Consider the following 20,188-nt stretch of genomic DNA (forward strand, 5'->3'; position numbering starts at 1 on the left):
AAATAAAATAAAAAGTGAGCCTGCTACAATCAAGTCATACAATAAAAATATTGGCTTATACTAAAATTTCTCTATTTCCTTTAGTATTTGCTTCTGAAAGTACTCCTGTTTGCTCTAATTGTTCTACAATTGTAGCAGCTCTGTTATATCCAATTCTAAGTTTTCTTTGTATATATGAGATTGAAGTCTTTTTATCAGTTAAAACAACTTGTTTTGCATCTTCATATAATTCATCTAAATCTCCAAGTTCTGCATCGGATGAAGTTGCACCTAAACTTGATGAATTAGAATCTTTAATAAAGTTCATATCATATTCTACTTCTCTTTGAGCTTTTAAGAATTCAACAACTTCTTCAATCTCTTCTTCTTTTGACCAAGGAGCATGAATTCTTACAAGACCAGAAGTTCCAGGAGGAGTAAATAACATATCTCCTCTTCCAAGTAAAGACTCTGCACCCATTGAATCAAGAATAATTTTAGAATCTACTTTTTGACCTACTTTATAAGATAGTCTACTTGGTAAATTTGCTTTAATTAATCCTGTTACTACATCAACAGATGGTCTTTGAGTAGCAACTATTAAGTGAATACCTGCTGCTCTTGCCATTTGAGCAAGTCTTGCAATTGAATATTCAACATCTTTACCACTTGTCATCATAAGGTCAGCTAACTCATCAATAACAACAACAATGTATGGCATTTTATCATGGCCATGTTTTAATGCTTTTTCATTGAAGTTTTCAATATTCTTTGTTTTTGTTTGAGACATTAAAGTATATCTTCTCTCCATCTCACTTACCATATTCGATAAAGCATTAATTGCATCCCCGGCTTTTGTAATAACAGGTGTTAATAAATGTGGAATGTCATTATACATAGAAAACTCTAGCATCTTAGGATCAATCATCACAAGCTTTAAAGTATCTGGTGAATTCTTATACAGAAGAGATAAAATCATTGAGTTAATACCAACAGACTTACCAGAACCAGTTGTTCCTGCAATAAGTAAGTGAGGAAGCTTTTTTAAATCTGTAACAAAAGGTTTACCAACTATGTCTTTTCCTAAAATCATTGTTAAAGGTGATTTTGCATTTTGGAAAAGTTCACTGTCTAACATCTCTCTTAAGAAAATAATTTGACTATCTTCATTTGGAACTTCAATACCAACTACATCTTTTCCAGGAATTGGAGCTTGAATTCTGATAGTTTGAGCTTTAAGTGCCATTGCTAAATCATCTTGAAGATTTAATATTTTTGAAACTTTTACATTTGGTGCTGGTTTAAACTCAAAAGTAGTTACAACTGGACCTGTATAAGTTCTTACAACATCACCTTCAATTTTAAACATTGAAAGTTTATCTAATAAATCACAGATTTTTTGATCAATTACACTTTCAGAAACTTTAGATTTATTATCTTTTGGTCCTTTTTGGAAAAATTTTGTTGGAGGAAGTTTAAAATCTTTTGGTTTTTCTGTTTGACCTAATTCGATATCATCTAATAACTTTCTATTCTCTTCTAATTCATCTACAATTACACTGTGTTGCTCAGGTGAAGCTTGTACTTCTGGAATTTCTTCTTTTAATTCTTGATTATTATCTATATCTTGTATTACTTCTTCATGCTTATTTGAAAAAGTTGTATTTGTTTGAAGGTTTAAAGTTTCATCTTTAACTTCTTCTATTACTTCATACATATCAGGTTTTATAGCAAACTCATTTGATTCATTTTGCTGTAAATCTTTTTCTAGTGTAATTTCTGCAACATTACCTGTTTCTGTTACTCTTACTTTTTGTTCTTTTCTTTTTGTTCTTCTTTGATTTTCTATTTTTTTAGCATTATTAGTTGATTCTTTTAATTTAAGTCTATTTTTTAAATTCTTAACCTTGCTAAAATCAACTTCACTATTTTCAAATGCAACCATAAAAGATATTACATATCCTACAATTACAAAAATAAATAGCCCTGCCCTACCAATAAAAGGACTTAATGTATCAATTAAAATATTTCCTATTTTTCCACTGTATTCACCTTCAACTAGTAAAGCTTGAAGAGTTAAAGATACAAATAAAATAAGTAAAACAACAGAAATATTAACAACAAAATCTTTTAAATCAAAATCTTTTTTGAAATTTACTACATATAAAGTATAAATAAATAAAAATAAATATATATATCCCAAAAAGCCGAAATAATCCAATGAGTAAGTAGCAAAAGTAGAGCCAAATTGCCCTACAATTTCTTTGCTACTAAAAAATGTAGCATATTCAAAATATACTAAGATAAATAATACAATTAGTGAAATAATTTTTTTAGCTATTTTATATCCCTTACTTTAATAATTTTGCAATTCTACCCTGTAATCTTAACCATTGTTTATGGTCCATTAAAGGGAAACCTGCCCAAGACTTTTTAGGTTCCGTAATTGATTTAGTTACTCCACCACGTGCTGCAATTGTTGTAAATGGTGCGATTTCTAAGTGACCTGCTGTTGCACTTTGACCACCCATGATTACATATTGACCAAGAGTAGTTGAACCTGAAAGTCCAACTTGACCTGTAAGAATACAACCTCTTGATAATTTACAATTATGTCCTATATGAACTAGATTATCAATTCTTACACCATCTTCAATAATAGTAGATTTAAATACTGCCCTATCAATAGTACAGTTTGCACCAATTTCTACATCATTTCCAATTTCTACATTTCCGTTTTGATAGATTTTAATATATTTTCCATCTTTTGTATTTGCAAAACCAAAACCATCACTTCCAATAACAGTTCCTGCATGAATAATACAATCACTTCCAATATTACAATCTCTATAAATAGTAGTATTTGGATGTAAAACTGTGTTATTACCAATATTTACATTATCACCAATATAAGCACCTGCCATAATAGTACAGTCTTTACCAACTGATGAACCTTTTCCAATATAAACATTTGGCATAACTTTTGTACCATCACCAATTGATGGCTTTGCACCTTCAACTTCAATTATATTTGGTGCAAAAAGTTTACTAGTTTTTGCTAAAAATAAGTAAGGCTCATCACAAACTAAAGCTATAGTACCACTTGGAACACTTGAAGCATGTTCTTGTTTTACTAAAACTGCTGCTGCTTTTGTATTTTGTAAATCTTTTATGTATTTTTTGTTTTCTAAGAAAGTTAATTCATTTTCATTTGAGTCTTTAAGAGTATTTAATCCAGATATTTCAATCTTACTATCACACTCTAACTCTAAAGTTTTTGCTATTTCTTGTAGTGTCATAAGTATCCTTATAGAGTTATATAGTAAAAAAAGATAAGAGAAGTTTCTCTTATCTTTCCATTGCTACAATACCACTTCTTACTACTTCAAGTGGATTGAATTTTTGCATAATTTTAATAAAGTTCATGATTCTAGAACTAGAATCAGTTGCGGATACAATAATAGCTTCATCTGTAACATTTTGAATAGAACCATGATAAGCTCTAGCAATTACATCAATATCAGATAAATTATTATCAATTGAAAACTTCATTATTACTGTATCTTTTTCAATTACATTTTTATGTTCATTTACTTTTAATACAGGAATTAATTTATTTAATTGCTTTACAATTTGATCAATAATTCTTTTATCTCCAGTTGTAACAATTGTCATTCTTGAATATTCACTTTCTTCAATTGGAGCTACTGTTAAAGAGTCAATATTATAACCTCTTGCAGAGAATAATCCAACTATTCTTGATAAAACACTGTTTTCATTCATTACAATGACAGAAATAACCTGTCTTGTAGTTTCAGTGTCATAATAGTGATTAAAATTATTCATTACTTAGCTCCTTCAATTAAAGTCATTTCATTTAAGGCATGACCGTTTGGTACCATTGGAAGTACATCTTCATCTCTTGCTACTACAACATCAATCATTGCAGGTTTTTTCTTCTCAATTGCATCTTTAAGTGCAGCATCAAACTCTTCTTTTGTTGTAACTCTATATCCAACTCCACCAAAAGCTTCCACAAGCTTGATAAAGTCAGGTTGCATAGATAAATCTGTTTCCGATAATCTATTTTCATAGAACATAGTTTGCCACTGTCTTACCATACCAAGGTAGTTATTATTTAAAATAATATTAATTACTGGTAAATCACTCTCTACACATGTCATAAGTTCTTGAATATTCATAAGAATTGAACCATCACCTGTAAAGTTAACAGATACCTTATCTGTATCTTTAAAAGCTCTTGCTACACCCATTGCAGCTGGTAATCCGAATCCCATAGTTCCTAAACCACCAGAAGTTATCCATTGTCTAGGATAAGCAAATGGATAAAACTGAGCTGTCCACATTTGGTGTTGTCCAACATCTGTAGAAACAATAGCTCTTTCACCTAGTAACTGTCCAACTCTTTCAATTGGCCATTGTGGTTTAATAACTTCATTTGAGTCATTGTATCTTAATGGCTCTTTTTCTCTATATTCTGTTAATAATTCAACCCAGTTTGAATAATCATTGAATTCTGCTTCATTAGAAGCTTCAATCATTGCTTCAACTGTAAGTTTTAAATCTCCAACAATTGGATAATCAGGTGTAACTAGTTTTCCAATACTTGTAGGGTCAATATCAACATGAATAACCTTTGCTTTTGCAGCAAATTGATCAAGTCTTCCAGTTACTCTATCATCAAATCTTGCACCAAGTGAGATTAATAAATCTGTCTCATAAGCAGCCATATTTGCTGCAAATTCACCATGCATACCTAACATACCAAAGAATAATGGATTATCATGACCCATTACTCCTCTTGCCATTAATGTCTCAACAGCTGGAATATTTGCTTTTTTAGCAAACTCTCTAATCTCATATCCACAATTTGAAAGTACAGCTCCTCCACCAATATATAATAAAGGCTTTTTAGCTTTTGATATAGCCGTCATTGCCTTTTTTAATTGCCTTTTGTTGTAATTAACAGTTGGCTTATAAGTTGGCAAATGAAGCTTCGTTGGATAATTAAAATTAGAAATTTCTGCTGTGATATCTTTTGGGATATCAACATGTACTGGACCTGGTCTTCCAGTACTTGCTATATGGAATGCTTCATTTATAATTCTTGGTAAATCATCAATATCATTTACTAAATAATTGTGTTTAGTACATGGTCTTGAAATACCAACAGCGTCTATTTCTTGAAAGCCATCAGTTCCAATAATCGTAGTTGGAACCTGCCCTGAAATAACAACCAAAGGAATAGAATCCATGTAAGCATCAGCTAAACCAGTTACTGCATTTGTAAAACCAGGACCTGATGTTACAATAGCAACACCAACTTTACCAGTTGATCTTGCATAACCTTGTGCAGCTATAATTGATGCTTGTTCATGTCTATTTAATATATGTTCAAAGTAATTTTGCTTGTATATTTCATCGTAGACGTTCATAATAGCGCCTCCAGGGTATCCAAATACTACTTCTACCCCTTCTTGATGTAATGATTCTACAACCATTTTTGCGCCCGTCATTTTCATATCATTTCTCCGTTTTAAGTTAAAGGAGATATTATATAGAAAATTATATTAATTAACCTTTAGATAAAAAAACCTAAATGATTTGTTTTATAATTTTTTTAGCTAAGTTTAAATATAATTTAAGGATAAAATAAATAGTAAGGAGTAATTATGGAAGTAAATAATATTAACAATAATATTAGTACCCTAAATAATGCCCCGTTATCCCCTCAAACAGGTAGAACTCAACAAAGTGAAAAAATTGAGAATGTAGAAAATGCATCCCTTGTTTTATCAGTTAATCAGTACAACCAAAAAAGAGATGAGTTATCGCTAAATATACAAAGCATAAATGAAGGGCTTGCTATTACAAAAATCTCTGAAAATTCCCTAGAAAAACAACAAGATTTTTTATCAAATATTCAAGATAAACTTCAAAAAGTTGAAAATGGTGAATTTGAAGCAAGAGATAAAAATGATATTAAACAAGATATAAATGAAGATTTAAAAAACTTCAATCAATTAGCTTATGAAACAAAGTTTAATAATCAAACACTTTTAAGCAAAGAATCAACAGATGAAAATACTACTATTGAAATAAATACAAGTAATAATAACTTTTCTATTGAAAGACCAAATACTCCTCAATTAGCAAATGATATTTTTGGGGAATTAAATGAAGCAAATCTAAATAGTCTTCCAGATTTACAAAGAGTTTCAAAACAAGTAGAAGAAGCATCAAGACAACTTCAAGCAGTTACTTCTGAATTTACTGAATTTGGAAACAAATTAGAAAGTAGCGCAAAAGAAAATATAGTTGAGCAACAAAATCTTTACAATCAAAATAAATCAAATCAATTAAGAGATTTTGGTAAAGAATCAACAGATTTTAATAAAACAAATGTAAATGCAAATGCAGGATATTTAGCAGCTTCACAAGCAAATATCGTTCAAGAGCAAAGTGTAAGACTTTTATCTTAAGTCTTACACTTTAAACAAGCATTTATAGCAACACCCTCTCTTAAACCATCATCTAAAACTATTGATTCACTTTTTCCTAAAACCTCATAAATTGCTTGATATATGAATATACCTACTTCAATAAATTCAACTCTTCCTCGACCAACAAGTTTTGTAATCTCTTCTTTTGAAGAATTAGAAAGCAGTGTCAAACAAGTTTGTAAATCATCTAAATTTACAATAGTTCCATTTACTACATCTTTATCATAAGAGAAAAAATCTTGTCCTAGCTTTACAGCAGCAACAGTTGTCGGAGTTCCTGCTGTTGCTACAAATGTATAATCATCTAGGTTTATTTCTAAAGAGTCTAAATACTTCTTAATCTCTTTTTTTCTTTTTTCTAAATCAGAATTTAAGGCATGATAATGTAAATACTCTTGTGTCATAGTTACAATACCAAAATCAAAACTATGCGACTTATATGTATCATTATTATTTACTATTATTTCAGTTGATCCTCCACCAATATCTAATAAAATAAATTTTGATGAGTTAATCTTTTCTCTTTTTAGTGCATATTTTACAGCAAGAAGTGTTAGTCTTGCTTCTTCTTTCCCATCAATAATTGTGAAATCTACACCTGTTTCATCTTTAAAATATTTTAATACTTCTTGATTATTCTTAGCTTTTCTCATAGCCGCAGTTGTAACAGCAACTGCCTTTTTTGTATCATAGTTCACAATTTCTACAGATTTATTTATAGCCTCTATTACTCTTTGCATGGCATCTTTTGAGATTCTGTTAGTTTCAACTAAGCCATCAGCCATACCAACTACTTCATTATATTCTGCAAGAATCTTTTCATTTCTACAATCATATTTCAAAACTCTAAATGAGTTTGAACCTAGATCTATACTTACTACTTCATTCATCTATTCTACTACTTAAGGATGTGGGATTTTTACTTTTGAATTTAGTAAAAATCCTATTACAATCATAAGTACTAAAACTATAGTTTCATTTATAAAACCTGTTAAATACACAAGGTATGTAAGCCATAATAAAATTGCTCCAAGTGGTGTAGGAACTCCTGTGAAATACTTTGATACTTCACCCTCATTTGAGTTTATATTAAATTGAATTAATCTTCTAAGTCCTGAGATAACATAGTACACAAATGCAAATACTACTAAAACAGTATTTAGTTCTAACTCTTTTGTATCTATAACTGCAAAATAAATATACATAGTTGGAACAATAACAAAAGACAAGAAGTCAGCATAAGAATCTAACTGAATACCAAACTCTGTTGATAAGTTATACTTTCTTGCAATTTTTCCATCAATAATATCAAAACCTCCTGCAAGCCATGCAAAAAGTGCAGCTGCAAAAAACTCTTGATGAGTTAAAAAATAAATGGCAAATATTCCTGCTGCGATATTAAAAAATGTCACAATATTTGCTAAGTTGAAATGATTGTTTTTATTAAACAAAAATGTCATTGTTTTCCTTTATAAATATGGTATTTATTTCTACCACTCTGTTTTGATTTGTATAAACACTCATCTGCTAATCTATATAATTTATTAGCTGATATATAGCTATTTGGTTCATAAACAATAGCACCAATAGATACAGATACAACATCAAGTATACTACTACCTTTATGTTCTATACCTAAATCAACTATTCTTTTATTGATGTCTTCCAAACAGCTTTGTAAAGTAGTTTCATCTATATCAAATAAAACTACACCAAACTCTTCACCACCTAATCTAAATACAAACTCATATTTTTGATTAAAATAATCTTTTAAAGTATTAGCTACTTTTTTTAATGTCTCATCACCTAAGTCATGTCCATAAGTGTCATTGTACTGTTTAAAAAAGTCAATATCTAAAATAATAAATGCACACTGCCAACTATTTGCATTTGCGATAAAAGGCATATTATCAAAAATAGTATCAAAATATTTTCTATTATATAGTTTTGTCATACCATCTGTAATAGAATCAATTTTATACTTTTTATTTAAAATTCTTAATTGATTATCTTTTTTTACCACTTGTAAGATAATAAAACCAATCAATCCAAAGGATAAAACTATAATTGATATTACACTATAAAGTAAATAGTTTTTCATACTTTGGTAATCTTGTAAAAAAAGCTTACGTTGCTTGAAAGCCATTTGTGTTTCATACTCTATTAAGTAATCAATCTTTTTTACAATATTTTTAAATATATGAAGTTTATTTACTCTAAAAGTATCTTTTATAGATTTGTCTACACTATTTACTACTTCTTTTTCTTTAGCATTTTTATATGAACTAAAATAATACTCCCACTCTTTTTCTATTATGTTTTGTTCTTTTTTAAAATCACAAACATATCTAAGTGTTCTACAAGATATAATCTTCCTATAATTATCCTGAATTTTTTCTAACTTTACAACTGGTATAAAGTTTCCAAAATATATATTATCAATTTGTTTTTTTAATTTGTCTATTTGAGAATTAAATATTAGTGAAGCTGTAATTAAAGCAAACATTACAATAAAAACTAACATTATCAATTTAAAAGTAACTGATTTAAAAAAATTATATTTCATTGCATTATTTTATTAAAAAAATCATTTAACTAAGATTAAGTACATCTTAGGTATCATCGCGAATTAATACAAACACAAAGGTTTCAAATTTGTTAAATATAAAAGATACTTTTATAGGAAAAAATCCTAAAAGTGATATTCTATCAGGACTTGTAGTTGCAGTTGCATTAGTACCTGAAGCTATTGCTTTCTCATTTATTGCCCAAGTTAGTCCTATTGTTGGTCTATATGCTGCGTTTATTCTTGGATTAATTACTGCTTTAATGGGTGGAAAGCCTGGTATGATTTCTGGTGCTACTGGTGCGGTTGCTATTGTTTTAGTTGGTGTTAGTATTGCATCAAAAGAGATTTTAATTGCTCAAGGACTAACAGGTGATGCCCTATCATTTGGAATAATTCAGTATATTACACTTACAGGTATTGTTGCAGGAACTATACAAATTCTAATTGGTCTATTCAAAATGGGTAAATTTATTCGTTTAGTACCACAACCAGCTCTTCATGGATTTGTAAATGGTCTTGCTGTTGTTATTGCAACTAGTCAATTCAAATTTTTAGATGGTGCAGGTATGATTATGTATGCTATCATCATTGGAACTATGGCTATTATGTACTTTTTACCTAAGTTTACAGCAGCGATTCCAGGTGGTTTAGTTGCTATCATTCTATTTACACTTGGAGTTTATATTACAGGAGCTGATACTAAACTTGTAGGTGATTTAGCAAACTTAACTGAGTTTAAAGGTTTATTGCCACAATTTCATATACCAGATGTAATTTTAGACTTTGATGCGTTTATGCTTGTACTTCCTTATGCCGTTATTGTTGCACTTGTTGGTGTAATTGAGTCATTATTAACTTTATCAGTTTTAGATGAGATTAGTAATACAAGAGGTAGTGCAAACCAAGAATGTATTGCGCAAGGTACAGGAAATATTACTTGTGGTTTCTTTGGTGCTATGCCAGGATGTGCAATGATTGGTCAATCAATCATCAACTATACATCAGGAGGATTAGGTAGATTATCAGGGGTTGTGGCTTCTCTTGGACTTATTTTATTAGTTGCTACATTAACTGATCTTTTAAATGTAATTCCCGTTGCTATTTTAGTTGGTATTATGTTTATGGTTTCTATTGGTACATTTGAGTGGAGTTCTTTTGCAAGAATTACAAAAATGCCAAAAAGTGATGCTTTTGTACTTGTAACAGTAACTGGTATTACAATTGTTGAAGACTTAGCAATTGCGGTTATTTCAGGTGTAATAATTTCAGCCTTAGTATTTGCTTGGAATCATGCAAAAGTTACTGCTAAAAAACACCTTGAAGAAGATGGTTCAAAAGTATATGAATTTGATGGACCTTTATTTTTTGGAAGTGTTACTTCATTTAACGAAAACTTTGATATTGAAAATGACCCTGAAAATATTGTATTAGACTTTAAAGACGCTAGAGTTATGGATATATCAGGAGTTGAAGCTATTGATGCAATTACAAAAAAATATGCTGAAGCAAATAAAAAACTTGTAATTAGACACTTAAGTAAAGATTGTAAAAAGATTCTTAAAAATGCTGGACAATTCTGTACATATGAAGAAGATGATCCAAACTACAAAGTTGCAATTAACTACTAAATATTATTCTTTAAATTAAGCCCCAAATATTGGGGCTTTTTTCTTCTTATTTACATGCTTACAAAAATTAGGTAAAATTAACTCATATATAAATTGAGGTGCATCATGGAAATTTTTGATAGATATCAATCTGCCTCTTCTATAAATCAACAAATAGCTGTTAAAAAAGCAGAACTTGCAGCAATTGATAAAAAAGAGGAGCAAAAGTCAACATTTGAAAAAACTGATACTGTTAATATTGGTGATAAAAACTATGATGAAAATGATTACCAAAGAGTATTAGAAAAGTTCAAAAGAGTTGATTCTCAAACAAGAGCCCATGAACAACAACATGCAAGCCTTGGAGATACAAAAGGTGCTATTTCTTATAACTATCAAACTGGACCGGATGGTAAACTTTATGTAACTGGTGGACACGTAAGACTTGACACCTCACTACCTCAAGATGAAGATGCTGCCCTTGCAAAACTTGAAAAACTTTCAAAATCAGCAGGAGCACCAAGTGAATTAAGTAGTGCAGATGCTTCAATAGCAAGAGCTGCGAACTTAAATAAAATGCTTATTTTAAGCAGACAAGAAGAACAAGGAGTAAATGATGCAAATAACAAACAGCAATAGTTTAAATGGTATGCTAGCAGCACAAGCTCAAGTAACACAAACAGCTTCAAACCTAGCTCAGGTTGCAAATATCACAGGTGATCCAGCAACTCAAGAAGTTACAGCTGATTTTATAAATAGTATTGTAAATCAAATTCCTCAAGTGATTGCTTATGAAGCAAATGCTCAAGGAATCATCACACAACAACAAGTAACAGATTCTCTGTTAGATATAAAGGCCTAAATAAATGAGTAAAATAAATGTAGTTTGTCCATCATGTTTAAAAGTAAATGCAATTCCAAAAAAAGATTCATATAGTAAAGCAAATTGTGGTTCATGTAAAAACTCACTACTTGAAACACATCCTATTGAGCTAAATGAAGAAAACTTTGATCATGTTATAGTAAACTCTGATATTCCTGTAATTGTAGACTTTTGGGCACCTTGGTGTGGTCCATGTAAGATGATGGCTCCTATTTTCAATGAAACAGCAACAAAATATCCCCTAAAAGCTTTATTTGTAAAAGTAAATACCCAAGAACATCAAGCTTTAGGTGCGAAGTATGGCATTAGATCAATTCCAACACTTGTAGTTTATAAAGCAGGAAGTGAAGTAAAAAGAGTTAGTGGAGCACTTGATCCAATTAGACTTTCAAATTTAGTAAACGAGAATTTATAAAAACTAAGAGTTAGTTTTTATAAATTTATTAAACTCTTTTAGCTGTGTTTCATTAAAGACTACAACACCATTTTCTTCAAGAAGCCTTGCAGTTAAACCTTTTCCTTCAACTAAAGTACCATTGAAATTCCCATCATATATTTTTTCGTTTCCACAAGATGGAGATTTTGATTTAAGTAGTGCAACTTTAATATCTTCATTTTGACAAAGATCTAAAGCATTTTTAGCCCCAAGTAAAAAGTTGATTGTTACATCATTTTGCTCTTTTGTTAATACTTTAAAAGGCTTATTAGAACTTACAAGTTCTGCTGGTTCTCTAGGAGTAGTTAATCCTCCTGATACTTCAGGACAAAATGAATAGATTTCATTATCACATAAAATATCCATAAACAACTCTTTTTGAGAGAATGTAAAAGAAGCACCCATAGCAATTGATGAGTTACCTCCGTCATACCTTACATCCTCACCTAATAAACATGAAGAAATAAGAAGCTTCATATATTAAGCTTCCTCATCAATAGGATCAATTCTATCTAATTCATCATTTGTAAAGAATGTTGATAGTTGAATATTATTGAATGCTGCTTTCATAGATACAAATATTTGTGGATTATCTTCTTCTAATTGAGCTAATAACTCTTTAGTTTTTGCTCTAGCATATGGCATTTTAACATCAAATCTAAGACCTGGACAAGCTTCATCACCAATAACGCTAATTTCATTACTATCAGCAAAGGCTCTTAGTTGTCTTTCTCTACAAAAGATTAAAGGTCTTATAACTTCTAAACCATTTTCTGCTTTATAAACAGGAGGCATAGATCTCATAGTTCCATTATAAAAGAAGTTCATAAAAAATGACTCCATTGCATCATCTAAGTGATGTCCTAAGGCAACTTTATTGTATCCTTGCTCTAATGCAGTAGAATAAAGATAACCTCTTCTCATTCTTGAGAAAAATGAACAAAAAGATGAATTCTTTCTGATTTTTTCCCCTGCTAATTCAAAGATTTCTGTATCAACTATTTCATGGTCAATTCCATGTTCCTTACAATGATCAGCTAAAAACTGTACTTGCTCACCCATACCATAAGTTACAGTTACAGCTTTAAACTCAAAGTTGTATGGAGCAACACTTTGTAATCTTTTTAATGCATGAATTAATGTAGTTGAGTCTTTCCCACCAGAAAAACCAACTAATACTCTATCACCCTCTTTGATAAGGCTATATTCAGCATTTGTTTTCCCTACTAGTTTAGATATTTTTTTACTTAGTTCAATCAAGATATATATCCTACTTAAAAAATTTTTGCAAGTATATCGAAAAAGTTCTCAAATTTATGTTTTTTATCTATAAATTTTATATTAATTATATAAATTGTCTATATTTTACTAAATTTTTAGATAAAATCATTATAATTTCAGATACTTTCAAGCATTAGGAAAATAATACATGACACTAGAAGAACAAGAAGAGTTTAAACAAAAAATTGCCGAAACAATTTTGCCAATTGCTGTTAATATGACAGAAGAACAAATAAGAACAGTGATTTTAAATGTTTTAAAAGATAATGAAGAAATGAACCCTGCTTTTGGTGATATGCTATTTGAACAAATCATGATTCATAAATATAATTTGAACAATAAAAACACAAATAATTAATCTACTAATTCATTTGGTTTAAACCAAATTTATCAAATTTTAAATATGTGTCGTTATAATTTCGCCCCAAAAATAAATTTAAAGGCTTAAAAATAAGAATTACAGTTTCAGTAAAAGACTTAAAAATATTACAAGAACTTTGTAAAGACCATGGTCAAGCAGAACTATACAAAAAACTTCATTTAGAAGAAGAGAAATATCAAAAAAGTTTAACTGAAAAGAAAAGTAAAGCTACTAAAAAAGCTACTAAAACTAGACAAGAAACAGCTAAACGAAAGATTGAAGCTTCTGTAAATATGATGAGAATGTTTAATCAAAAAATTACAGTATACTCTGTGTCAAAAGAAGCACAGGTAAGCTACAACACTGCTTTAAAATACAAAGAATTTATAGAACAAAATGCAAAGTAATCTACTTTGCATTAAGTAACTATTTTTTATTTTTTGGTAATATTTCATTTACCTAAATTAGGAGAATGAAATGAGAGAATTTATAAGTTACGACAAATCTTTAGAAATACTAAATAATATTAAACTATCAAAACCTACAATACAAAAAGAGTTTTTAATCAATGCTATTGGAAAAGTAATAGCAAGTGATATTATAGCTGATCATAACTCACCTGAGTTTCCTACATCTGGAATGGATGGATATGCTATTAAACATGAAGACCAAGCTTTAAAAACAATCAAAATTATTGATAAAAATCCTGCTGGAACAGTAGTTGAATCAAAAGTAGAAACAGGTGTTTGTATCAAAACATTTACAGGTTCATTAATGCCTGAGGGTAGTGACACTTTAATACCTATTGAAAATGTAGAAGTAAATGGTGATGAAATCACAATCACAAAAGAAGTACCATTTGGTTTTGCTACAAGAGCAATTGGTGAAAACTATGCGAAAGATGAAGTTTTAATCAAAAAAGGAACTGTTGTTGGCTTTGCTGAAGTTGGAGTTTTAGCTTCTTTAAATATAGCTCAAATTCCTGTAGCTGTTAATCCTACAGTTGCTATTGCAAGTACTGGAAGTGAGATTTTAGATTTAGGTGAGATGCAAACAAACGATGCTCAAATTAGAAGTTCAAATCACTTAACAATCGAAGCTTTATGTAAAGAAGCAGGTGCGTCAACTGTTCAACTTGGTATTGTAAAAGATGATATAGATTCAATTACTGAGATGTTAGAAACTGCACTTTCAAAATCTGATATTGTTGTTACAACTGGTGGTGTATCTGTTGGAGATTATGACTTTGTACAAGATGTAATCAAAGATAAACTTCAAGCAGAAGTTTTATTTCATGGTGTAACAATTAAACCTGGTATGCATTTACTTGCTGCGGTTAAAGATGGTAAGACTATTATTGCTTTACCTGGATTTGCTTACTCTTCTACTGTTTGTGCTATTTTATATGTATTACCTCTTATCTACAAACTTAGAGGCTCAAATGAAAAGCTTCCAATAGTAAAAGCTAAAATACAGCAAGACTTCCCAAGAAAAATGCCTAAGACTGTATTTACAGCTTGTAATGTAGAATATATCAATGGTGAATATACTATTAACTTTGATGGTAAGAAAAAAGGAACAAGTGCTATTTTAACAAATATGCTTGAAAGCCCTGCTCTACTTATTCAAAAAGAAGATAGTGAAGATATTAAAAAAGGTGACTTAGTAGATATTTTACTTTTAAATGAACTAAAATAATAGTTCATTTAAAATCTTAAGAGCAACAAGATTTTGTTTGCTCTTTTTTTGAAAACTTGTCTTTAAATAGATGATAAAAAATCAAAAGTAAAACTGCAAGTGAAGCTAAACTCTCTACTAAAGAACTACCCTCATGCTGCATAGAAACTCTTAAAATCTCTAAATCATCAAAGAACATATCAAATACAATACCAAATAATAAAGCTAAAATAGAAATAGTTGATACATATATAATAAGTGAAGTTTTTCCAAGCATTTTATAAACAATACTCATAGTAACAGCACTAGTAGCGGGACCTGCTGTAAGGAAAATAAAAGCAGCACCACCACTCATACCTTGAAGCATTAAAGCAGCAGCTATTGGAAGTGAAGCCGTTGCACAAGTGTATAAAGGAATTGCAAAAAGCATTATTACAAAGTATGTTAAAAAGACATTATCAAAAAGCATACTACTATACTCTTTTGGAATAAAGGTGATGAATAAACTTCCTAAAATAAGACCTATAAGTAAAGCTTTTGCCATATCAGCAAAAAGAGTGCTATATGCATAAGTAAATACAGCTTTTATAGAAAAGCCTTTTTCATTTTCACTTGAGGAACTACAACAACTTGCTTCTTCTTTTTGCTCTTTTTTAATAGTAGTAGAGAAATTTTGAGCAAAATTTACTTTTGTTTCTTGATTAGTAGGTTTTACACTAAATGCAGGTTTTTCTTTCTGTTTTGATTCTTCTTTTTTTTCAAAAATATTTTGCACTAAACCAACACAAATAGCAATAATAATTGAAGATACTACCCTATATAAAGTAAAAACCAAACCAAATAAAGAAAAAGTAGCCAAGATAGAATCAACTCCCGTAATTGGAGTTGAGATCAAAAAGCTTTGAACTGAACCTTTACTAGCTCCTTCTTTTCTAAGTCCTTGTGCTAAAGGAATAACCGAACAAGAACATACAGGTAAAGGAATTCCAAATAAAGTAGCCTTTACAACTGAACTTGTAGAGTCTTTACCTAAATGAGAAGATACAAAATCTGAGGGAACTATTTGTTTTAAAATACCTGCAAAGAAAAGTCCTACTATTATATAAATAGCAAATGCATCTAATAGTGTTAAAAAATTTTGTGCGAATTCGTGTGCTAATTCCATTTTTTACTCTTCTTCTAATAAATTTTTATTATCAATTTGTTTTTTAGGTTTTACACCTAAGTCTATAAACTCTTGTGATCTTTTAAGTAGGTTTCCATTACCTGTTGATAATTTTTTCATTGCATTATCATAGGATTTTTGGGTTCTATTTATATGTGTTCCTACCTCTTCTAAATCTTTTACAAATAAAGCAAATTTATCATACAAATATCCAGCTTTTTTTGCAATAAGTAAAGCATTTTCATGCTGTTGTTCATTTCTCCAAATATTCTCAATTGTTCTTAGAGTAACAAATAAAGTAGAAGGAGATACTAACATGATATTATGTTCAAAAGCTAATTTAAATAGATTTTCTTCTTCAGTACTAGCAAGTAAAAAAGCCCCCTCAATAGGGATAAACAGTAAAACAAAATCCAAAGTTCTAACACCTTCAATATCTTCATATTTTTTAGAACTAAGACCTTTTATATGAGCTGTTACTGATTTAACTAACTCTTTTTTTGCAAAAGCTTTCTTAGTGTTATCTTCACTATTTGTATAATCGATATATGCTTTAAGTGATACTTTTGAATCTATAATAATATCTTTGTTTGAAGGCAAGTGAACTATAACATCAGGTCTTAATCTCTTTCCATGCTCATCAGTAAAAGAGCCTTGAGTTGAATACTCTTTTCCTTCTCTTAACCCTGTTTGCTCTAAGATTGAAGATAAAATCATTTCACCCCAATCCCCTTGGGCTTTGTTATCACCTTTTAGAGCTTTTGTAAGATTTACAGCATCTGTTGAGATTTGTTGGTTTAACTCTTTTAGATTTTTTATTTCTGTAAGCAATGAACTTCTTTGTTTTGTTTCTTCATTGTAAATATCATTTACTCTTTTTCCAAAAGAGTCTAACTGCTCTTTAAAAGGAGTTAATAACTGATTTAAAGTGACATTTGATTTTTTTTGGTTTTGTTCAAAAACCTTTGTTGCTAAAGACTCAAACTCTATTTTCATTTTTTCTTTAGACTCTTCAAGTAGATTTATTTTCTCATTAAAAGAGTCTTCTTTAATCTTGAACTCATTTGTTAAGTTTTCCAATCTTAACTCATAAGTTTCAATAAGATTTTCTTGAATTTGATCTGACTGATTTTGAATAGCTTTTATTTTATCTTCATAAAAAGAGCTTGTAAGTTCTATCTTTTCATTTGCAGTATTTATTTTTAGCAGTACTTCATCTTGCAAATTTTGAAGCTTGTCATTGTAATTTCGCTTCGTAAAATGCAAAATAGCCATAACTGCTAAAGTTATGGCTATTATACTTAAAATAAGTGTGAGTGTATTTATTTCAATAACACTATTCATCAATATTTAATTCCTCTTTTAAGGCATCTTTAGAGCTGTTGTGTACATCATATCCTAACTCTTTAAATCTCTCAACTAAAGGTGGGTGAGAGTAATAAAAGAAAATATAAATAGGATGAGATAAAGGAAATGATTTGTTTTCATTTGCAAGTTTTAAAAGTGCATTCACTAAGTCATTTTTAGATTGTAAATTTGAACCAAACTCATCTGCTGCGTACTCATTGTGTCTTGAAATAAGAGAAATAAGTGGCATTAAGAAAAATGATAGTATCGGTGAAAAAATCATAAAAATAGCTATTATTGCTGCTGGTTCTTGATTTAGTGATAAACCTAAGAATAACTCTTCTGGTAAATTACCAAAAATACCAAAGAAAACGAACATAACAACACCCATAATTCCAATATTCTTTAGAATATCTCCATTTTTAAAGTGTCCTAATTCATGTCCTAATACAGCTAAAAGCTCTCCATGTGTTAATTTTTCAACTAAAGTATCAAATAATACTACTCTTTTTGTACTTCCTAATCCACCAAAATAAGCATTTAGCCTATTGTCTCTTTTACTTGCATCTACTGAAAAAACACCTGAGCTTTTAAAGCCTACTTCATCAAGTAACTTTTCAATTTTACCTTCTAAGTCTTTGTCTTTTAAAGGCTCAAATTTATCAAACATTTTATCTCTAACTAAAGGATAAACCATATTTATGATAATAATCACAGCAAAAATAAAAGCAAAACCCCAAATCCACCATGATGGTAAGTTTTCGATGATAAGTGAAATACCTGCAATTACAATCGAACCAAATAATAAAAATAAAAATCCAGTTTTAAGAGTATCTTTTATAAATAGTGAACTCGTCATATTTGAGAAACCATATTTTTTATCTAATTTAAAAGTTTTGTATAAATCAAAAGGTAGAGTTAAAAGCCAATTTATGATTATAAATAAATCAATAAAAATAACAGCTTTCAGCCATGAAGACTCAACTGTAACTAATGAATCTAGAAAAGATAAACCAAAACCAATCCACATAAAGAAAATGATAAAGTCATAAAATGACGATACAATTGATAACTTTTCTTTCTCTATTGAGTAATTTGCAGCCTCATAATACTTGCTGCTATCTAAAATAATAGGCTCTAAATTTCTTGCATTTTTTACATAGCCTACTTGCATAAATGATGTGTATATATTTAAAGCAAAATATAAACAATATCCCATCACAAAAATCTCTAACACGTATAATCCTTCTAATGTATAAATATTATTTATATTACTATTTTATTGCTTTTAATTTAGTAAAGATATCTTTACTCATTATCAATATCTTCTGTATACACCTCTATTCTATTTCTTCCATTTCTTTTTGCTTCATATAGTGCTAAATCTGCTTTATGAAGTAAACTGTTTAAATCACTCTCATTTGAACTTAAAACACTAACCCCAATAGATACAGTGAATTTAACTCTTTTTTTATTAGTTGAGCAATACTCTAAAGCTTCGATTTCACTTCTTATATGCTCAGCTACTTTTTTTGCCCCTCTTATTGAGGTATTTGGTAAGATAGCTGCAAACTCTTCACCGCCAAGTCTACCAAAGACATCGCTTTTTCTAAGTAAGCCTTGTGTAGTTTGAGCCATAAGTTTTAAAATTTCATCTCCTATTTTATGACCATAATTATCGTTTATCAATTTAAACTTATCTATATCAATCATTAAAGTTGTAAGACTTTTCTTTTCTCTTCTGTTAAATGAAATCATTGGAGTACCTGACTCAAAGAAGCTTCTTCTATTTTTTACACCAGTAAGTGAATCTGTAGTAGCTAGGATGTTTAGTTTTACATTTATGTTGTTTAACTCTTTTGTTCTTTTATCAACTGCTGTTTCAAGAACCCTTTGATACTCTTTTAATCTTCGCTCTTGAGCATTTAGTTTAATAGCTTCTAAAACCATAAGTTCAAAGTCTACTTTTTTTAATGTTCTTGGAATAATCTTATATATTGAAGCTTCATTTATGATTTTTTCTAAGGCATCAGATCTTACAACGTCTTTGAAAATAATATTTTTTGTACTTGGAGAATTTTTATATAATTCTAAAAGAAAATCATCATAGCGTAAAGTAGAGTTATTGTTGCCGTTTATAGTTATAAGTATTTCATTTCCAGCGATTATATTATTGAAACAGCCTATAAGTGCTTGTTCGGCATTTATATAACTTTCAATTATATAATCACTATCAACTATTCGTGAGAGTTTGTTGTAAAGTTCATCTAGTATTTCAACATCATTATCTATGCAGGCTATTATATATCTCATCTTTTGCTCCAAAACTGAAATAGTAGCCAATTAAATTTTAAAACTA

General features: G+C 29.4%; 20 protein-coding genes. 7 read left to right on the plus strand and 13 right to left on the minus strand.

Annotation, left to right across the window (positions count from 1 at the left end):
- Window positions 1-55: 55 nt before the first annotated feature.
- The 4 genes from NJU99_RS08010 to NJU99_RS08025 are packed head-to-tail and all read right to left on the minus strand — an operon-like array spanning window position 56 to window position 5,522.
- On the minus strand, window positions 56-2,320 hold the full coding sequence (locus NJU99_RS08010; protein ID WP_254578085.1) for a DNA translocase FtsK: 2,265 nt from the start codon (window positions 2,318-2,320) through the stop codon (window positions 56-58).
- 10 nt (window positions 2,321-2,330) lie between these two features.
- Entirely contained in the window at window positions 2,331-3,278 is a 948-nt protein-coding gene (gene lpxD / locus NJU99_RS08015) for a UDP-3-O-(3-hydroxymyristoyl)glucosamine N-acyltransferase (RefSeq protein ID WP_254575397.1), read from the minus strand.
- 49 nt (window positions 3,279-3,327) lie between these two features.
- On the minus strand, window positions 3,328-3,825 hold the full coding sequence (ilvN, locus tag NJU99_RS08020; RefSeq protein WP_254575398.1) for an acetolactate synthase small subunit: 498 nt from the start codon (window positions 3,823-3,825) through the stop codon (window positions 3,328-3,330).
- Window positions 3,825-5,522, minus strand: coding sequence for an acetolactate synthase large subunit (locus tag NJU99_RS08025; RefSeq protein WP_254575399.1), 1,698 nt, complete (start codon window positions 5,520-5,522; stop codon window positions 3,825-3,827). Before NJU99_RS08025 ends, ilvN begins: the two co-directional genes overlap by 1 nt.
- Before the next feature lie 150 nt (window positions 5,523-5,672).
- On the opposite strand from NJU99_RS08025, the gene NJU99_RS08030 reads away from it, so the two are divergent.
- Complete coding sequence (locus NJU99_RS08030; protein ID WP_254575400.1) at window positions 5,673-6,482, plus strand: flagellin N-terminal helical domain-containing protein; 810 nt, start codon at window positions 5,673-5,675, stop codon at window positions 6,480-6,482.
- Here NJU99_RS08030 and NJU99_RS08035 read toward each other — a convergent pair.
- The 3 genes from NJU99_RS08035 to NJU99_RS08045 are packed head-to-tail and all read right to left on the minus strand — an operon-like array spanning window position 6,479 to window position 9,069.
- Window positions 6,479-7,393: a Ppx/GppA phosphatase family protein gene (locus NJU99_RS08035; protein WP_254575401.1), complete on the minus strand. Its 915-nt coding sequence runs from the start codon at window positions 7,391-7,393 to the stop codon at window positions 6,479-6,481. The genes NJU99_RS08030 and NJU99_RS08035 overlap by 4 nt on opposite strands.
- A 12-nt stretch (window positions 7,394-7,405) precedes the next feature.
- Complete coding sequence (locus tag NJU99_RS08040) at window positions 7,406-7,963, minus strand: CDP-alcohol phosphatidyltransferase family protein (protein WP_254575402.1); 558 nt, start codon at window positions 7,961-7,963, stop codon at window positions 7,406-7,408.
- Complete coding sequence (locus tag NJU99_RS08045) at window positions 7,960-9,069, minus strand: GGDEF domain-containing protein (RefSeq protein ID WP_254575403.1); 1,110 nt, start codon at window positions 9,067-9,069, stop codon at window positions 7,960-7,962. The genes NJU99_RS08040 and NJU99_RS08045 overlap by 4 nt, the downstream gene beginning before the upstream one ends.
- 89 nt (window positions 9,070-9,158) lie before the next feature.
- Between NJU99_RS08045 and NJU99_RS08050 the strand changes: the two genes are divergently transcribed.
- The 4 genes from NJU99_RS08050 (at window position 9,159) to trxC (ending at window position 11,977) form a co-directional block, all read left to right on the plus strand.
- Window positions 9,159-10,700 (plus strand): SulP family inorganic anion transporter, encoded by a 1,542-nt coding sequence (locus NJU99_RS08050; protein WP_254575404.1) that lies wholly within the window; start codon window positions 9,159-9,161, stop codon window positions 10,698-10,700.
- 105 nt (window positions 10,701-10,805) lie between these two features.
- Window positions 10,806-11,318 (plus strand): putative metalloprotease CJM1_0395 family protein, encoded by a 513-nt coding sequence (locus tag NJU99_RS08055; RefSeq protein WP_254575405.1) that lies wholly within the window; start codon window positions 10,806-10,808, stop codon window positions 11,316-11,318.
- The gene (locus NJU99_RS08060; protein WP_254575406.1) at window positions 11,296-11,541 is read left to right on the plus strand and encodes a hypothetical protein; all 246 of its coding nucleotides are present in this window, start codon (window positions 11,296-11,298) and stop codon (window positions 11,539-11,541) included. Before NJU99_RS08055 ends, NJU99_RS08060 begins: the two co-directional genes overlap by 23 nt.
- 4 nt (window positions 11,542-11,545) lie before the next feature.
- On the plus strand, window positions 11,546-11,977 hold the full coding sequence (gene trxC, locus NJU99_RS08065; RefSeq protein WP_254575407.1) for a thioredoxin TrxC: 432 nt from the start codon (window positions 11,546-11,548) through the stop codon (window positions 11,975-11,977).
- Between the two features lie 3 nt (window positions 11,978-11,980).
- Here the strand turns inward: trxC and NJU99_RS08070 are convergent, their stop codons facing one another.
- Together NJU99_RS08070 and NJU99_RS08075 are read right to left on the minus strand one after the other, a co-directional pair.
- Complete coding sequence (locus NJU99_RS08070) at window positions 11,981-12,475, minus strand: 2-thiouracil desulfurase family protein (protein ID WP_254575408.1); 495 nt, start codon at window positions 12,473-12,475, stop codon at window positions 11,981-11,983.
- A 3-nt stretch (window positions 12,476-12,478) separates the two neighbouring features.
- The gene (locus tag NJU99_RS08075; protein ID WP_254575409.1) at window positions 12,479-13,258 is read right to left on the minus strand and encodes a PP-loop family protein; all 780 of its coding nucleotides are present in this window, start codon (window positions 13,256-13,258) and stop codon (window positions 12,479-12,481) included.
- A gap of 169 nt (window positions 13,259-13,427) precedes the next feature.
- Between NJU99_RS08075 and NJU99_RS08080 the strand changes: the two genes are divergently transcribed.
- Together NJU99_RS08080 and NJU99_RS08085 are read left to right on the plus strand one after the other, a co-directional pair.
- Complete coding sequence (locus tag NJU99_RS08080) at window positions 13,428-13,637, plus strand: hypothetical protein (protein ID WP_254575410.1); 210 nt, start codon at window positions 13,428-13,430, stop codon at window positions 13,635-13,637.
- 480 nt (window positions 13,638-14,117) lie between these two features.
- Complete coding sequence (locus tag NJU99_RS08085) at window positions 14,118-15,338, plus strand: molybdopterin molybdotransferase MoeA (RefSeq protein ID WP_254575411.1); 1,221 nt, start codon at window positions 14,118-14,120, stop codon at window positions 15,336-15,338.
- Window positions 15,339-15,354: 16 nt separating this feature from the next.
- Here NJU99_RS08085 and NJU99_RS08090 read toward each other — a convergent pair whose 3' ends face one another.
- The 4 genes from NJU99_RS08090 to NJU99_RS08105 all read right to left on the minus strand — a co-directional run bounded on the left by NJU99_RS08090 (window position 15,355) and on the right by NJU99_RS08105 (window position 20,142).
- Window positions 15,355-16,482, minus strand: coding sequence for an SO_0444 family Cu/Zn efflux transporter (locus NJU99_RS08090; protein ID WP_254575412.1), 1,128 nt, complete (start codon window positions 16,480-16,482; stop codon window positions 15,355-15,357).
- A 3-nt stretch (window positions 16,483-16,485) separates the two neighbouring features.
- Window positions 16,486-17,826, minus strand: coding sequence for a DNA recombination protein RmuC (locus tag NJU99_RS08095; protein ID WP_254575413.1), 1,341 nt, complete (start codon window positions 17,824-17,826; stop codon window positions 16,486-16,488).
- Window positions 17,819-19,066 (minus strand): M48 family metallopeptidase, encoded by a 1,248-nt coding sequence (locus tag NJU99_RS08100; protein WP_254575414.1) that lies wholly within the window; start codon window positions 19,064-19,066, stop codon window positions 17,819-17,821. The genes NJU99_RS08095 and NJU99_RS08100 overlap by 8 nt, the downstream gene beginning before the upstream one ends.
- 71 nt (window positions 19,067-19,137) lie before the next feature.
- Window positions 19,138-20,142 (minus strand): GGDEF domain-containing protein, encoded by a 1,005-nt coding sequence (locus NJU99_RS08105; RefSeq protein ID WP_254575415.1) that lies wholly within the window; start codon window positions 20,140-20,142, stop codon window positions 19,138-19,140.
- Window positions 20,143-20,188 lie beyond the last annotated feature (46 nt).

Source organism: Arcobacter roscoffensis, assembly GCF_024267655.1.
Lineage (GTDB): Bacteria > Campylobacterota > Campylobacteria > Campylobacterales > Arcobacteraceae > Arcobacter_B > Arcobacter_B roscoffensis.

What these genes read in the sequence shown, in the direction of transcription:
- lpxD (WP_254575397.1), bottom strand. Translation starts at nt 3,278, where the DNA reads ATGACACTACAAGAAATAGCAAAAACTTTAGAGTTAGAGTGTGATAGT.
- ilvN (WP_254575398.1), bottom strand. Translation starts at nt 3,825, where the DNA reads ATGAATAATTTTAATCACTATTATGACACTGAAACTACAAGACAGGTT.
- NJU99_RS08025 (WP_254575399.1), bottom strand. Translation starts at nt 5,522, where the DNA reads ATGAAAATGACGGGCGCAAAAATGGTTGTAGAATCATTACATCAAGAA.
- NJU99_RS08030 (WP_254575400.1), top strand. Translation starts at nt 5,673, where the DNA reads ATGGAAGTAAATAATATTAACAATAATATTAGTACCCTAAATAATGCC.
- NJU99_RS08035 (WP_254575401.1), bottom strand. Translation starts at nt 7,393, where the DNA reads ATGAATGAAGTAGTAAGTATAGATCTAGGTTCAAACTCATTTAGAGTT.
- NJU99_RS08040 (WP_254575402.1), bottom strand. Translation starts at nt 7,963, where the DNA reads ATGACATTTTTGTTTAATAAAAACAATCATTTCAACTTAGCAAATATT.
- NJU99_RS08045 (WP_254575403.1), bottom strand. Translation starts at nt 9,069, where the DNA reads ATGAAATATAATTTTTTTAAATCAGTTACTTTTAAATTGATAATGTTA.
- NJU99_RS08055 (WP_254575405.1), top strand. Translation starts at nt 10,806, where the DNA reads ATGGAAATTTTTGATAGATATCAATCTGCCTCTTCTATAAATCAACAA.
- NJU99_RS08060 (WP_254575406.1), top strand. Translation starts at nt 11,296, where the DNA reads ATGCAAATAACAAACAGCAATAGTTTAAATGGTATGCTAGCAGCACAA.
- trxC (WP_254575407.1), top strand. Translation starts at nt 11,546, where the DNA reads ATGAGTAAAATAAATGTAGTTTGTCCATCATGTTTAAAAGTAAATGCA.
- NJU99_RS08070 (WP_254575408.1), bottom strand. Translation starts at nt 12,475, where the DNA reads ATGAAGCTTCTTATTTCTTCATGTTTATTAGGTGAGGATGTAAGGTAT.
- NJU99_RS08080 (WP_254575410.1), top strand. Translation starts at nt 13,428, where the DNA reads ATGACACTAGAAGAACAAGAAGAGTTTAAACAAAAAATTGCCGAAACA.
- NJU99_RS08085 (WP_254575411.1), top strand. Translation starts at nt 14,118, where the DNA reads ATGAGAGAATTTATAAGTTACGACAAATCTTTAGAAATACTAAATAAT.
- NJU99_RS08090 (WP_254575412.1), bottom strand. Translation starts at nt 16,482, where the DNA reads ATGGAATTAGCACACGAATTCGCACAAAATTTTTTAACACTATTAGAT.
- NJU99_RS08095 (WP_254575413.1), bottom strand. Translation starts at nt 17,826, where the DNA reads ATGAATAGTGTTATTGAAATAAATACACTCACACTTATTTTAAGTATA.
- NJU99_RS08105 (WP_254575415.1), bottom strand. Translation starts at nt 20,142, where the DNA reads ATGAGATATATAATAGCCTGCATAGATAATGATGTTGAAATACTAGAT.